Source organism: Bacillus sp. T17B1 (genome assembly GCF_026796395.1).
GTDB lineage: Bacteria > Bacillota > Bacilli > Bacillales > Bacillaceae > Bacillus > Bacillus spizizenii_A.
The window spans coordinates 22,973-37,156 of the sequence record NZ_JALAYA010000011.1 but is presented as its reverse complement, the minus strand read 5'-3'; the positions used below and the strand labels follow the sequence as shown (position 1 = coordinate 37,156).

At 43.4% G+C, this 14,184-nt stretch carries 13 protein-coding genes, 1 riboswitch and 1 other annotated feature (1 of these 15 running past the window's edge); all 13 genes read left to right on the top strand.

Annotation, left to right across the window (positions count from 1 at the left end):
- Positions 1–297 precede the first annotated feature (297 nt).
- The 13 genes from MOF34_RS07060 (at position 298) to divIVA (ending at position 14,036) form a co-directional block, all read left to right on the top strand.
- On the top strand, positions 298–4,599 hold the full coding sequence (locus tag MOF34_RS07060; protein WP_268399439.1) for a S8 family peptidase: 4,302 nt from the start codon (positions 298–300) through the stop codon (positions 4,597–4,599).
- Positions 4,600–4,795: 196 nt separating this feature from the next.
- Positions 4,796–5,725 carry a sigma-E processing peptidase SpoIIGA gene (spoIIGA, locus tag MOF34_RS07055; RefSeq protein WP_268399498.1) on the top strand — a complete coding sequence of 310 codons (930 nt, stop codon included), beginning with the start codon at positions 4,796–4,798 and terminating at the stop codon, positions 5,723–5,725.
- A gap of 62 nt (positions 5,726–5,787) precedes the next feature.
- The gene (gene sigE / locus MOF34_RS07050; RefSeq protein ID WP_268399438.1) at positions 5,788–6,507 is read left to right on the top strand and encodes an RNA polymerase sporulation sigma factor SigE; all 720 of its coding nucleotides are present in this window, start codon (positions 5,788–5,790) and stop codon (positions 6,505–6,507) included.
- A 138-nt stretch (positions 6,508–6,645) separates the two neighbouring features.
- Positions 6,646–7,428 carry an RNA polymerase sporulation sigma factor SigG gene (gene sigG, locus MOF34_RS07045; RefSeq protein ID WP_019714339.1) on the top strand — a complete coding sequence of 261 codons (783 nt, stop codon included), beginning with the start codon at positions 6,646–6,648 and terminating at the stop codon, positions 7,426–7,428.
- Positions 7,429–7,580: 152 nt separating this feature from the next.
- On the top strand, positions 7,581–8,375 hold the full coding sequence (locus MOF34_RS07040) for an ABC transporter ATP-binding protein (RefSeq protein ID WP_268399437.1): 795 nt from the start codon (positions 7,581–7,583) through the stop codon (positions 8,373–8,375).
- Positions 8,376–8,386: 11 nt separating this feature from the next.
- A riboswitch (TPP riboswitch) is annotated at positions 8,387–8,489 on the top strand.
- An 87-nt stretch (positions 8,490–8,576) separates the two neighbouring features.
- Entirely contained in the window at positions 8,577–9,857 is a 1,281-nt protein-coding gene (locus MOF34_RS07035) for an acetylornithine deacetylase (protein WP_268399435.1), read from the top strand.
- A gap of 82 nt (positions 9,858–9,939) precedes the next feature.
- Complete coding sequence (locus MOF34_RS07030; RefSeq protein ID WP_003221455.1) at positions 9,940–10,185, top strand: YlmC/YmxH family sporulation protein; 246 nt, start codon at positions 9,940–9,942, stop codon at positions 10,183–10,185.
- Positions 10,186–10,347: 162 nt separating this feature from the next.
- Entirely contained in the window at positions 10,348–11,184 is an 837-nt protein-coding gene (pgeF, locus tag MOF34_RS07025) for a peptidoglycan editing factor PgeF (protein ID WP_268399433.1), read from the top strand.
- A 6-nt stretch (positions 11,185–11,190) separates the two neighbouring features.
- Positions 11,191–11,883 carry a YggS family pyridoxal phosphate-dependent enzyme gene (locus MOF34_RS07020; RefSeq protein ID WP_268399432.1) on the top strand — a complete coding sequence of 231 codons (693 nt, stop codon included), beginning with the start codon at positions 11,191–11,193 and terminating at the stop codon, positions 11,881–11,883.
- A complete protein-coding gene (gene sepF / locus MOF34_RS07015) occupies positions 11,880–12,335 on the top strand; it encodes a cell division protein SepF (RefSeq protein ID WP_019714345.1) in 456 nt (151 codons plus the stop codon). The genes MOF34_RS07020 and sepF overlap by 4 nt, the downstream gene beginning before the upstream one ends.
- Positions 12,336–12,341: 6 nt before the next feature.
- Entirely contained in the window at positions 12,342–12,614 is a 273-nt protein-coding gene (locus MOF34_RS07010) for a YggT family protein (protein WP_268399430.1), read from the top strand.
- Between the two features lie 60 nt (positions 12,615–12,674).
- The gene (locus tag MOF34_RS07005; protein WP_268399428.1) at positions 12,675–13,448 is read left to right on the top strand and encodes an RNA-binding protein; all 774 of its coding nucleotides are present in this window, start codon (positions 12,675–12,677) and stop codon (positions 13,446–13,448) included.
- Between the two features lie 93 nt (positions 13,449–13,541).
- Positions 13,542–14,036, top strand: coding sequence for a septum site-determining protein DivIVA (gene divIVA / locus MOF34_RS07000; RefSeq protein WP_003221468.1), 495 nt, complete (start codon positions 13,542–13,544; stop codon positions 14,034–14,036).
- A 62-nt stretch (positions 14,037–14,098) separates the two neighbouring features.
- Positions 14,099–14,184, top strand: a binding site (T-box leader) (it continues 141 nt past the right edge of the window).

The window sequence follows — 14,184 nt, the reverse complement described above, 5'->3', positions numbered from 1 at the left end:
AAAGGACAAAATCGTTTTCGATTTTGTCCTTTTTGTTTCTCTCCGAGATTATTCTTCTTGAAAGTCTATTTCCCTATGTCATCCTTCGCATACCAACAAATCAGACTATTAGACCTATTCATATTTCATGACAATCATATCATTTTCATATATTTGGAAATGAAATGACATAAAACGACAATATCTGTAATGCAGATTGTCTACAGTTAACGTACAGCGATGTTCTGACAAAACCATTCATTTTTAAAAGGAGGGACGACATTTTTTTACAAAGTATTTTGAAAAAGGGGGATAAATATGAGGAAAAGAACGAAAAACAGACTCATCAGCTCTGTTTTAAGTACGGTTGTCATCGGTTCACTGTTGTTTCCGGGTGTAGCCGGGGCAAGCAGCAAAGGCGCTTTATCTTCTGTTAAACAGGAGCTTCAATCTGCTGAATCCATTCAGAACAAGATCTCGAGTTCATTAAAGAAAAGCTTTAAGAAGAAAGAAAAAATGACCTTTCTGATTAAATTTAAAGATCAAGCTGATACAGAAAAAGCGGCAAAAGCTGCTGTTAAAAAAGCGAAATCGAAGAAGCTGACTGCCGCTAAGACAGAATATCAAAAGCGTTCTGCCGTTGTGTCTTCCTTAAAAGCCACAGCCGATGAATCCCAGAGAGATGTCTTAACATACTTGAACAGCCAGAAAAATCAGGGGAATGCAGACCAAATTCACTCTTATTATGTAGTGAATGGGATCGCTGTTCATGCCTCAAAAGAAGTGATGGAAAAAGTAGCACAGTTCCCTGAAGTGGAAAAGGTGCTTCCAAATGAGAAACGACAGTTATTTAAGTCATCCTCTCCATTTAATATGAAAAAAGCGCAAAAAGCTGTCAAAGCAACTGACGGTGTGGAATGGAATGTAGGCCAAATCGACGCCCCGAAAGCTTGGGCACTTGGATATGACGGAACTGGCACGGTTGTCGCGTCCATTGATACAGGCGTGGAATGGAACCATCCGGCATTAAAGGAGAAATATCGCGGATATCATCCGGAAAATCCTGATGAGCCGGATCATGAAATGAACTGGTATGATGCCGTAGCCGGGGAAGCAAGCCCTTATGATGATTTGGCTCATGGAACCCACGTGACAGGTACGATGGTGGGATCTGAACCCGATGGAACAAATCAAATAGGTGTAGCGCCGGGCGCAAAGTGGATTGCTGTTAAAGCGTTCTCTGAAGATGGCGGCACTGATGCTGACATTTTAGAGGCCGGTGAATGGGTTTTAGCCCCAAAGGATGCAGAGGGCAATCCTCACCCGGAAATGGCTCCTGATGTTGTCAATAATTCATGGGGCGGGGGTTCAGGACTTGATGAATGGTACAGAGACATGGTCAATGCCTGGCGTGCGGCCGATATTTTCCCTGAGTTTTCAGCGGGGAATACGGATCTCTTTATTCCTGGCGGCCCTGGTTCTATCGCAAACCCGGCAAACTATCCTGAATCGTTTGCAACCGGAGCGACTGATATAAACAAAAAGCTGGCTGACTTTTCTCTTCAAGGGCCATCTCCATATGATGAAATAAAGCCGGAAATTTCTGCACCAGGTGTAAATATTCGTTCTTCCGTTCCCGGTCAGACATATGAGGACGGATGGGATGGCACATCAATGGCAGGGCCTCATGTGTCCGCTGTTGCCGCACTGCTGAAACAGGCGGATGCCTCACTTTCTGTCGATGAGATGGAGGATATATTAACCAGTACGGCTGAACCGCTGACGGATTCAACATTTCCTGATTCTCCGAATAACGGATACGGCCATGGTTTGGTGAACGCTTTTGATGCTGTATCAGCTGTTACAGACGGTTTAGGAAAAGCAGAAGGACAAGTTTCTGTTGAGGGAGATGATCAAGAGCCTCCTGTCTATCAGCATGAGAAAGTAACAGAAGCCTATGAGGGCGCGAGCCTGCCGCTTACTTTGACAGCTGAAGACAATGTAAGCGTGACATCTGTAAAACTGTCTTATAAGCTGGATCAAGGTGAATGGACAGAAGTAACGGCTAAGCGAATCAGCGGTGATCACCTGAAAGGAACGTATCAGGCAGAGATTCCAAATATAAAAGGAACTGCACTAAGCTATAAGTGGATAATTCAGGACTTTGGCGGCCATGTCGTTGTGTCTGACACATACGATGTAACAGTGAAACCGAGCATCACGGTGGGATATAAGCAGGACTTTGAAACTGCACCCGGCGGCTGGATTGCGAGCGGAACAAATAATAGCTGGGAATGGGGAGTTCCGTCAGCAGGCCCAACTACAGCAGCATCCGGAGAAAAGGTATACGGAACAAACCTGTCAGGAAACTATGCCAACTCAGCAAACATGAATCTTGTGATGCCTCCTGTTCAAGTGCCGGATTCAGGAAACCTGTTTCTCCAATTTAAAAGCTGGCACAATTTAGAGGATGATTTTGATTACGGCTACGTTTTTGTTTTGCCTGAGGGTGAAAAGAATTGGGAGCAGGCAGGTGTCTATAATGGAAAGACATCAAGCTGGACAGACGAAGAAATTGATTTATCCGCTTATAAAGGTCAAAACATTCAAGTAATGTTTAACCTCCAATCTGATGAAAGTATTACAAAAGAGGGCTGGTACATTGATGATGTAGTGCTTTCTGACAAATCAGCCGGCAAAACAGCCAAAAAGAATAAGCTGGGTGTCGAAAAGCCGTCTGGAAAGCTAAAGAAAAAGGCAGTAAATCCGAAAAAAGCTAAGCCATCTGCAAACACAACGGTAAATCATCAGAGTAAAGATATACAGCCTCAAGTTTTGCCGCTCAGGGCACAAGTCAGTGTGGTAGAAACAGGGAAAACAACATATTCAGATCAATCCACAGGGAAGTACACGCTGACGCACAAAGCGGGAGACTATACGCTAATGGCAGAAGCATACGGCTATCAATCGAAAACACAAAAAGTTTCTTTGCAGGCAGATCAGACGACACAAGCTAATTTTACGTTAGAGGAAATGAAGAAGGGCACATTAAAAGGGACAGTCATCAATAAAACGACAGGAGATCCGGTAAAAGGCGCCTCTGTTTATGTGGTAGAGGATGCTGCGGTTGAACCGGCTACAACAAACGACAAAGGCGAATATACGCTAGAGGCATATGAAGGCGCCTATACGATTAAAGTCGCTGCACCGGGTTTTTACAGCGATGAATTTTCTGTTGATTTAAGAGGTGATGTGACAAAAGAAACTGTACTGAAGCCTTTCGTCGGGTATCCGGGTGAGATTGCATATGATGACGGAACGGCGGAGAATGCCAATTCCTATTTTGCGGCCGGTAACGGATGGGCCGTCAAAATGACGCTGGCTGACGGCAAGGAAAAAGGCATGCTTACAGGAGGACTGTTCCGATTCTGGGATACAGAGTTTCCTGATCCAGGCGGCACAGAGTTTAAGGTTGAGGTATACGATGCTACAGGAGAAAACGGAGCACCGGGTAAGAAAATTGCCGGGCCATTTAACGCTGAAACCCTTCGCAATGGCGAATGGACCAAGGTGGATCTCAGTTCAAAAGGGATTATGGTCGATAAAGACTTTTATCTTGTGTATATCCAGTCGAAACCTGACCCGTATTCACCTGGACTGGCTATGGATGAAACCGGTCAGAATTCCGGCCGGAACTGGCAGTATATAGACGGAAAATGGCAGCCAGGTGACGAAGCAGACGGCAACTATATGATCCGCGCATTAGTTGATTATGAAGCTGCTGTACCTGAGATTACTTCACCGGCAGATAAATCATATACAAATAAGGAGAGCGTCACCGTAAAAGGAAAAGCCTCTCCGGGAACAACGGTACACATTTATAATGGAGAGCAAGAAGCAGGAGAAACAAAAGCTTCTGCGGATGGCACGTTCCAGGCAGGCATCACACTCAGCAAGGGCGAAAATGAGCTGACGGCAACTGCATCAACAGACAGCGGAACAACGGATGCCTCCAGCCCGATCACGGTCACGCTTGATCAAGACAAGCCTGAATTAACGCTTGACAATCCAAAGGATGGCGAGAAAACAAATAAAGAGGCGCTGACTGTCAAAGGGTCTGTATCCGATGATAATCTGAAAGAAGTTAAGGTGAATGGCAAAAAAGCAACGATAACTGATGGTTCATACTCGGCTCGTATTCTTTTGGAGAACGGAAGCAATGAAATCAAGGTGACTGCTACAGACTTAGCAGGAAACAAAACGACGAAAAAGGCTGTCATTGATGTCAACTTTAACCAGCCTGTTATCTCCGGATTGATTCCGGGAGAGGACAAAATCTTAAAAGCTGGTGAATCTGTGAAAATCGCTTTCTCAAGCGCTGAAGATTTGGATGCAACGTTTGTTATTCGTCTGCCTCTGACAAATGCAAGAGCGAGTGTGCAAAATGCCACAGAGCTCCCGCTAAGAGAAATTTCTCCTGGGAGATATGAAGGCTATTGGACAGCCACTTCTTCTATTAAAGCAAACGGAGCAAAAGTAGAAGTGATTGTACGAGATGATTATGGAAATGAAACAAGAAAAACAGCGAACGGAAAACTTTATATCAATACTGAAAATTAAGTGTGAAAAAGCTGCTGCTAAAAGGCAGCTTTTTTTTTATACATCCTCTCATTCAATTCCTCGACAAATTAAGCAGATATCCCTTAAAAATTGTATTTTCCTCTCAACATTAATTGACAGACTTTCCCACAGAGCTTGCTTTATACTATGAAACAAGAAGGGGAACAGCGTGATGCAAGAAGGAAAGGAGTCAGATGTGAAAATCTATTTAGATGTCATTTGGCTGTTAAACTTTTGTTTTGATGCACTTTTGCTTTTGCTCACGGCATTTATTTTAAAACGGCATGTGAAAAAAAGAAGACTGATAGGCGGAGCGTTCATCGGTTCCAGTATCGTCCTTTTGATGTTTACTCCTTTTTCGCCGATCGTTGAACATCCGGCAGGTAAGCTGGCTTTTTCAGTTGTTATTGTGATGGTGACATTTGGCTTTAAGAGATTCCGCTATTTCTTTCAAAATTTGTTTTCCTTTTATTTTGCGACTTTTTTAATGGGGGGAGGAATAATCGGAGCCCATTCCTTGCTGCAGTCAAATTCTGTTGTTCAAAATGGTGTCATGATTACCAATCAAACTGGGTTTGGAGATCCGATCAGCTGGTTGTTTATTGTTGCTGGCTTTCCAGCATTATGGTTTTTTTCTAAGAGAAGAATTGAAGATGTTGAAACAAAAAACATTCAATATGAGGAACGAGTCAGCGTACAGGCTGATTTGGCCGGCCAAACGCTTCATGTCAGAGGGCTGATTGATTCCGGTAATCAGCTGTACGATCCGCTTACTAAAACGCCGGTCATGATTATTCACATTGATAAACTGGAACCGATTTTCGGAGCAGCCGAAACGACAATTATTCGAAACACAGATCCATTGCAAGCCATCCAACAACTCGATGATTCATTTCGCTTTTTAGATAAACTGAGGCTGATTCCATACAGGGGAGTAGGTCAGCAGAATCAATTTTTACTATGCGTTAAACCGGATCACGTAACGATTATAACAAAAGAAGATATGGTTTCTGCAGATAAATGCTTAATCGGCATCAGCACAACACAGCTATCGGCAGATGGAGAGTTTGACGCAATTATTCATCCGAAAATGCTTTCGGGCAAGGCCATCAAACACGTTTCATAATGTTCTCAAATGTCCGTTACTTATCATACTCAAACGACGTGACATTTAGAAGGGAGAGGAAGATGAAAAAACTGAAATTGCGATTGACGCACCTCTGGTATAAGCTGCTGATGAAAATTGGGCTGAAAAGTGATGAAGTCTATTACATAGGTGGGAGTGAAGCCCTGCCGCCTCCATTATCTAAAGATGAGGAGCAGGTTCTGTTAATGAAGCTCCCAAACGGCGATCAGGCGGCACGCGCCATTTTGATTGAACGCAATTTGCGCCTCGTCGTCTATATCGCCCGTAAATTTGAAAATACGGGAATTAATATAGAGGATTTAATCAGCATCGGTACCATCGGATTAATCAAAGCTGTGAATACGTTCAATCCAGAAAAGAAAATTAAGCTGGCGACCTATGCCTCCCGCTGTATAGAAAACGAAATCCTGATGTATTTAAGGAGAAACAACAAAATCCGTTCAGAGGTTTCCTTTGATGAGCCGCTAAATATTGATTGGGACGGCAATGAGCTTTTGCTTTCTGATGTGCTTGGCACTGACGATGACATCATCACAAAAGACATAGAGGCTAACGTAGATAAAAAGCTTTTGAAAAAAGCGCTTGAACAGCTCAATGAGAGGGAAAAACAAATCATGGAACTCCGTTTTGGTCTTGTCGGCGAGGAGGAAAAGACCCAAAAGGATGTAGCGGATATGATGGGGATTTCCCAGTCCTATATTTCTCGTCTTGAGAAACGAATCATTAAAAGATTGCGAAAAGAATTCAACAAAATGGTGTAAAAATTTTTTGCGGGTAATCCCTTGATTTTACAAGGATTTCCCAATACTGACTATTTTTCGGTCTGAGTGCAGTGCATATTTTTCCCACCCGAGGAGATACTTAACGTTGTACAGCAGCTCCTGTAGGGAGGGAAAAAAGTGTCGAGAAATAAAGTCGAAATCTGCGGGGTGGATACCTCCAAATTACCAGTACTCAAGAATGAAGAGATGAGAAAGCTGTTTAGGCAGCTGCAGGATGAAGGCGATGATTCAGCAAGAGAAAAGCTTGTAAACGGGAACTTACGTCTTGTCTTAAGTGTCATTCAAAGATTTAATAACAGAGGAGAGTATGTTGATGACTTATTTCAGGTCGGCTGCATCGGACTAATGAAATCCATTGATAATTTTGACCTAAGCCACAATGTTAAGTTTTCAACATACGCTGTACCTATGATTATCGGAGAGATCCGCAGGTATTTACGCGATAATAACCCGATCCGTGTCTCAAGATCACTCCGGGATATCGCTTATAAGGCACTTCAAGTAAGAGAGCGGTTAATCAGTGAGACAAGCAAGGAGCCGACTGCAGAAGACATTGCAAAAGTTCTTGAAGTACCGCATGAGGAAATCGTATTTGCGCTTGATGCCATCCAGGATCCGGTTTCACTATTTGAACCGATCTATAACGACGGCGGAGACCCGATCTTTGTGATGGATCAAATCAGTGATGAGCGCAATAAAGATTCACAATGGATTGAAGAGCTGGCTTTAAAAGAGGGCATGAGAAGGCTGAATGATAGGGAAAAAATGATTTTGAGAAAGCGATTCTTCCAAGGGAAAACTCAAATGGAAGTGGCCGAGGAAATCGGTATTTCTCAAGCGCAGGTGTCCAGACTTGAAAAAGCGGCTATCAAACAAATGAATAAAAATATTCATCAATAATGAAATAGAAAGCCTTTAAAACGATTGTGTTTTAAAGGCTTTTCTATTGGTTGCAGGCGGTTTACGTTTTGGGAAAAATAAGGTATCCTAGTTCGTACAAAGTTTTATGAAAATTTAAATAATTATAAAGGGTAGTGAAGAGGAGGACCACAATGATTTTGCAACTTGACAATGTCTCATTAAAGCGGAATGGAAAATGGATACTGAGAGATATTCATTGGAAGGTGGAAGAAAAAGAAAATTGGGTGCTTTACGGACTGAATGGAGCCGGGAAGACAGCCTTGTTAAATATGCTTTGCTCATATTATTTTCCAACATCGGGCGAGATGCAGGTGCTTGGCCATCAATTTGGTAAAACGGAGCTTGGAGAGAAACTTAGACGGAAAATTGGCCTCGTCTCAGCGGCTCTTCAGCAAAAATTTTATCCGGCAGATTCAGCATTTGAAATTGCTTTGAGCGGAGCTTACGCTTCAATTGGATTATATGAAACACCCAGTGCAGAAATCAGGGAAAAAGCCATTGGTTTGTTAGATGACTTGGGAGCAATTGAATATGCCGACCGCCGCTATGAAACCCTTTCTCAAGGAGAAAAACAAAGAGCCTTGATTGCAAGAGCGCTTATGGCCGATCCGGAGCTGCTGATACTGGACGAACCGGTCACAGGGCTGGATTTTATTGCCCGGGAAAAGCTGTTAGACACGATTACATACATTGCCAATAAAGAAAATGCGCCATCGATCCTTTACGTGACTCATCATGCGGAAGAAATTTTGCCGGTCTTTGACAAAGCCCTTTTGTTAAAACAGGGAGAGGTCTTTAAATCGGGAGAAATAAAGGAAATGCTTACTGATCAAATCCTTTCCGCTTTTTTTGATACGCCAATCCATGTATTATGGAATCAGGATCGGCCGTTTTTAACAAGAGCTGAGCCAATAACGAATGCCTGACAAACACATATCGATCATCCTAGGGGTGCTTTGCGAAGCTGAGAGAGACATTTGTCTTAACCCTTTTGACCTGATCTGGATCATGCCAGCGGAGGGAAGCGGTGAAAAAACGGAGTACATAGGACTCTGTTTGTTTTTATTAAGCCGTTTCATAACATTTGAAACGGCTTCTTTGATTTTAAAGAATAGGAGCGGATCGCATTGAATCAACAAATAGAGTCTCTGTTAACAAAGGTGGAAGATCAAAAGGAGGAGCTTATTCAGCTAGCAAAAACGCTGATTTCCTATAAAACTCCTGCTCCGCCTGCAAGAAATACCGACGGCATTCAGTCTTGGATTGCTGGGTTTTTAAATGAAATGGGATTCTCAATTGATAAATGGGACGTGTACCCAGGAGATCCCAATGTTGTAGGGTTACTAAAGGGAACAGATTCAGCAGGTTATTATAGCTTGATCATCAATGGCCATGTAGATGTGGCAGAGGTGAAAGAGGATGAGGAGTGGGAGCATGATCCGTTTCATCCAATTGAAAAAAACGGCCTCTTAATTGGACGGGGCGCTTCTGATATGAAAGGCGGAATGGCATGTGTGCTGTTTGCGGTAAAATTGATTCGTGAAGCCGACATTGAACTTCCTGGTGATTTGATTCTGCAATCGGTAATCGGGGAGGAAGTCGGAGAAGCCGGGACGCTTGAATGCTGCAAGAGGGGCTATCATGCTGATTTTGCAGTTGTCGCGGATACGAGCGATATGCATATTCAAGGTCAAGGCGGTGTTATTACAGGCTGGATTGAAATCAAAAGCAGTCAAACGTTTCATGATGGGACGAGGCGGAATATGATTCACGCAGGCGGAGGAACATTCGGAGCAAGCGCAATTGAAAAAATGGCAAAAATCATTGCGGGACTCGGGGAACTGGAGCGCCACTGGTCTATCATGAAAAGTTATCCCGGTTTTAAACCAGGCACAAATACGATAAATCCGGCTGTCATAGAAGGCGGCAGACATGCGGCTTTTATAGCGGATGAGTGCAGGCTGTGGATCACAGTCCATTTTTACCCTAATGAAACTCATGAACAAGTGGCAGCGGAAATAGAAGATTACATTAACCGACTGAGTGACAGTGATATTTGGCTTAGGGAAAACCGCCCTGTCTTCAAGTGGGGAGGCTCATCTATGATTGAAGACAGAGGAGAAATTTTTCCGGCACTGGAAGTTGACCCTGGCCACCCAGGCGTATCAGCGCTTACAGCGTCTCATGAGAAAGTGAAACGGGAGCGTCCGGTTATTGACGTTTCTCAATCCGTTACAGACGGAGGATGGCTGTATAATGCCGGCATTCCAAGCGTGATTTACGGACCTGGAGATCTGCATAATGCACACTCCGTGAACGAGGAGGTATCGATTGAGCAACTGGTAGATTATACGAAAATTATGCTCAATTTTATCATTAACTGGTGCAGCCGAAAAAAAGAACAGTGACCATGAAAATTTCTTCTTGCTGACAAGGTTCAGCCTGCCCGTTCATATACTTGAAAAAAGGACGGAAAAAGGACGTGATGGAATGATCAGCATTTCAGAATTTCAAGTGAAGGATGTCGTCAATGTCTCAAACGGAAAAAAGCTGGGGAGCATTGGTGATATAGATATCAATGTAACCACTGGCAAAATTCAGGCGATCATACTAGGTGGAAATGGAAAAGTGCTTGGATTTTTTGGAAAAGAAGAGGAATTGGTCATTCCATGGCGAAATATAGTAAAAATCGGGGAAGATGTAATCTTAGTCCGATTAAATGAACCGCATGCATAACTTGCTCGTCTGCAGCGGATTGGCAAATGCCGGAAGTCTGGATTCTTCCGGCACATTTCATTTAGAAATTATGCAAATCGGCGCTCAACGAATGCAGAAAGATGTGGTAAAATAAGTGGGAAATTCCGCTTTTTTAAATGTTTGTCGAAAGGTTGGATCATCATGAATACATATCACCCATTCAGTCTTACCACACCCTCGACACTCATGATACAAGACTGGACACAAACGAATCAAAACAACAGAGAAGTCATTGCCGGATTTACTACGAAAAACGGCGGTGTCAGCCAAAAGCCTTTTGAATCGTTAAATACAGGATTGCACGTTCATGACAAAGATGCAGATGTAGTTAAAAATCGTGAATATATTGCCGATATGTTTAATATTGATTTGCAGTCTTGGGTATTTGCTGATCAGACGCATGATAATCGCGTTCAGAAAGTGACACAGAGGGATAGGGGAAAAGGCGCCCGTGAGTATCACACGGCTCTAAAAGCAACGGACGGGCTCTATACAAATGAAAAGAATGTGTTTTTAGCATTGTGCTTTGCTGATTGTGTGCCTCTATTCTTTTATGATCCGGTTAAATCGCTTGTCGGGGTCGCCCATGCCGGGTGGAAAGGCACTGTCAAACAGATTGGCAGAGAAATGGTGAAGCAATGGACCGAGCAGGAAGGTTCAAATCCCTCAGATATTTATGCTGTTATTGGACCGGCTATCAGCGGAGCATGCTATACAGTAGACGACCGTGTCATGGATGCTGTCCGGGCATTGCCGGTTTCCGCAGAACGTGCTGTAAATCAGGCGGCACAGGCACAATATCAGCTTGACCTGAAAGAGCTGAACCGCCTTATATTGATTGACAGCGGTTTGGTAAATGAACAGATTTCTGTCAGTGGCTTATGCACGGAAAGCGAACCGTCTCTTTTCTATTCTCACCGCCGCGATCAGGGGAAAACTGGACGGATGATGTCCTTTATAGGAATGAAGGAGGCATAAAAGATCTTGCGTGTTGTTGATCATTTACGACATATAAACGAACGAATAAACGAAGCATGTAACAGATCGGGCCGCAGCTCCGATGAAGTTACGGTTATTGCAGTTACAAAATATGTATCGCCTGAAAGAGCACAGGAGGCAGTGGATGCGGGCATCACCTGCCTCGGAGAGAATCGGGATGCGGAACTGCTCCGCAAACAGGAAATGATAAACGGGAATCCGGAATGGCATTTTATCGGCAGTCTGCAATCAAGAAAAGCAAAAGCTGTCGTCAATTCGGTTTCCTATATCCATTCCTTAGACCGGCTCTCATTAGCGAAAGAAATTGAAAAACGGGCTGAAGGTACTGTCCAATGCTTTGTGCAGGTCAATACCTCTCTTGAGCCTTCTAAACACGGCATGAAAAAAGAAGAAGTCATTCCATTCATACAGGAGCTTTCCGGTTTCGAACACATCGTTGTGGCCGGACTGATGACTATGGCTCCGCTGACTGATGATCAAGATGAGATCAGAGGCTGTTTCAGAGCGCTGAGAGAACTCCGTGATCAGGTTCAGGAGCTGAAACAGCCGAACGCTCCGTGTACTGAACTGTCGATGGGCATGTCAAATGATTTTGAAATTGCAATTGAAGAAGGGGCTACTTATATTAGAATCGGCTCATCGTTAGTCGGAAATGAAACAGGGGGTGTACAGCAATGAGTATGAAAAATAAACTGAAAAACTTTTTCTCAATGGAAGATGAAGAATACGAATATGAATATATTGAGACAGAGCAAGAATCTCATGAAGAGCATGACCAAAAGGAAAAACCGGCTTATACCGCAAACAAACCTGCGGGCAAACAGAATGTAGTAAGCTTGCAAAGTGTTCAGAAATCCTCTAAAGTGGTGTTGAGTGAGCCGCGTGTTTATGCGGAGGCGCAGGAAATAGCCGACCATTTGAAGAACCGGCGGGCAGTTGTCGTCAATCTTCAGCGGATACAGCATGACCAGGCTAAGCGGATTGTTGACTTTTTAAGCGGAACCGTTTATGCCATTGGCGGCGATATTCAAAGAATCGGCTCGGATATTTTCCTCTGCACGCCTGACAACGTAGATGTATCAGGCACAATTTCTGAGCTCATATCTGAAGACGAACATCAGAGGTGGTAAAGCGAGATGATCCTTTATCAAGTTTTTTCGGTTTTAAGCTTATTAATTACAATATACTCATTTGCCCTGATCATATATATTTTTATGTCATGGGTGCCGAGTACGAGGGAAACAGCAGTCGGGCGTTTTTTGGCTTCGATTTGTGAACCATATCTCGAACCATTCAGAAAAATCATCCCTCCGATTGCAATGCTGGATATTTCTCCAATTGTAGCTATGTTAGTGTTGCAATTTGCGAAAACCGGCTTGTGGGGACTTTATCGCATGATTGCGTTTTAATGTGACAGTTTGATAGGGGCTTGGCAGCGGCCAAGCCTCTTTACATAGAAGGGAAAGACGATGAGCGATATATATCAGCACTTCAGAAAAGACGAGCGGGCCTTTATTGATCAGGCGCTCGAATGGAAAAGTATTGTCCAGGAGCAGTACAGGATGAAGCTGACTGACTTTTTAGATCCCCGAGAGCAGGTCATCCTCTCTGCTGTTACCGGACAGGCAGACGTCGGGCTTGCTTTTTCCGGCGGCTATGACAGAGCGGAACGAAAACGGGCGATTCTGTATCCAGAGTACATCACTCCGGAAGAATCGGATTTTGAACTGCAGGCGTTTAACGTCCGTTATGCTGAAAAGTTTGTCTCTGTAGATCACCGTTCTCTGCTTGGTGCATTAATGGGCATAGGCTTAAAGCGTCAAAAGTTTGGTGACATCGTGTTTTCTGAGGCATCAGTGCAATTGATTGTCTCAGCCGATACCGCTGATTTTGTAGCTGCACAGCTGACCCAAGCAGGGAAAGCGGCAGTCAGCCTAGAGAAAATCGACTTATCAGACCTTAACATTCCAGCAGTTGATGTCGAAATAAGAGATGACACGGTTTCTTCATTAAGGCTGGACGCCGTCTGTGCCTCTATGAGCAGACAATCCCGCCAGAAATCACAGGCGCTTGTGAAAAACGGCCTTGTGAAAGTGAACTGGAAGGTGGTTGAAGATCCTTCATACATGGTGGCAGAAGGGGACATGCTGTCTATCAGGGGCTTTGGCCGATGCAGTTTAACAAAAATCGAAGGAAAAACCAAAAAAGACAAGTGGAGAGTCACGTTTGAACGACAAAAATAGTCAGTTTTTCAGTTTTTTTCTCCATCTGTGCGAAATTTGTTTTATAATGTGAACTAGATAACCGTACTGAAATGTAAAAATGGAGGTGGCATCATGCCATTAACGCCAAATGATATTCACAACAAGACCTTTACAAAAAGTTTTCGCGGATATGATGAAGATGAAGTAAATGAATTCTTGGCACAAGTCAGAAAAGATTACGAAATTGTTCTCCGTAAGAAAACTGAGCTTGAAGCGAAAGTCAATGAACTTGATGAGAGAATCGGACACTTTGCCAATATTGAAGAAACACTGAATAAATCGATTTTAGTTGCTCAAGAAGCGGCTGAAGACGTAAAACGCAATTCTCAAAAAGAAGCAAAGCTGATTGTACGCGAAGCGGAGAAAAATGCTGATCGCATTATCAACGAATCTTTATCAAAATCAAGAAAAATTGCCATGGAAATTGAAGAGCTGAAAAAACAGTCTAAAGTTTTCAGAACACGTTTCCAAATGCTGATTGAAGCTCAACTCGATCTTCTGAAAAATGACGATTGGGATCATCTTCTTGAGTATGAGGTCGACGCAGTATTTGAGGAAAAGGAATAAATTTTTTGATTACCTTGACATTTTCTTAGCTTGTCGAATATAATACGTTCATAAATTCAGATGAAAAAACGGTTGAAAGGGACAGTCATGTTTCCTTCAGGCCTTTATAGCGACCCGGAGATGGTGAGAGTCCGGGAAGGCCGGAATC

Excerpts from the sequence above, each read along its gene's own strand:
- MOF34_RS07005 (WP_268399428.1), top strand. The coding sequence starts at position 12,675 with ATGAGCGATATATATCAGCACTTCAGAAAAGACGAGCGGGCCTTTATT.
- MOF34_RS07030 (WP_003221455.1), top strand. The coding sequence starts at position 9,940 with ATGATCAGCATTTCAGAATTTCAAGTGAAGGATGTCGTCAATGTCTCA.
- MOF34_RS07060 (WP_268399439.1), top strand. The coding sequence starts at position 298 with ATGAGGAAAAGAACGAAAAACAGACTCATCAGCTCTGTTTTAAGTACG.
- pgeF (WP_268399433.1), top strand. The coding sequence starts at position 10,348 with ATGAATACATATCACCCATTCAGTCTTACCACACCCTCGACACTCATG.
- MOF34_RS07040 (WP_268399437.1), top strand. The coding sequence starts at position 7,581 with ATGATTTTGCAACTTGACAATGTCTCATTAAAGCGGAATGGAAAATGG.
- MOF34_RS07010 (WP_268399430.1), top strand. The coding sequence starts at position 12,342 with ATGATCCTTTATCAAGTTTTTTCGGTTTTAAGCTTATTAATTACAATA.
- sepF (WP_019714345.1), top strand. The coding sequence starts at position 11,880 with ATGAGTATGAAAAATAAACTGAAAAACTTTTTCTCAATGGAAGATGAA.
- divIVA (WP_003221468.1), top strand. The coding sequence starts at position 13,542 with ATGCCATTAACGCCAAATGATATTCACAACAAGACCTTTACAAAAAGT.
- sigE (WP_268399438.1), top strand. The coding sequence starts at position 5,788 with ATGAAAAAACTGAAATTGCGATTGACGCACCTCTGGTATAAGCTGCTG.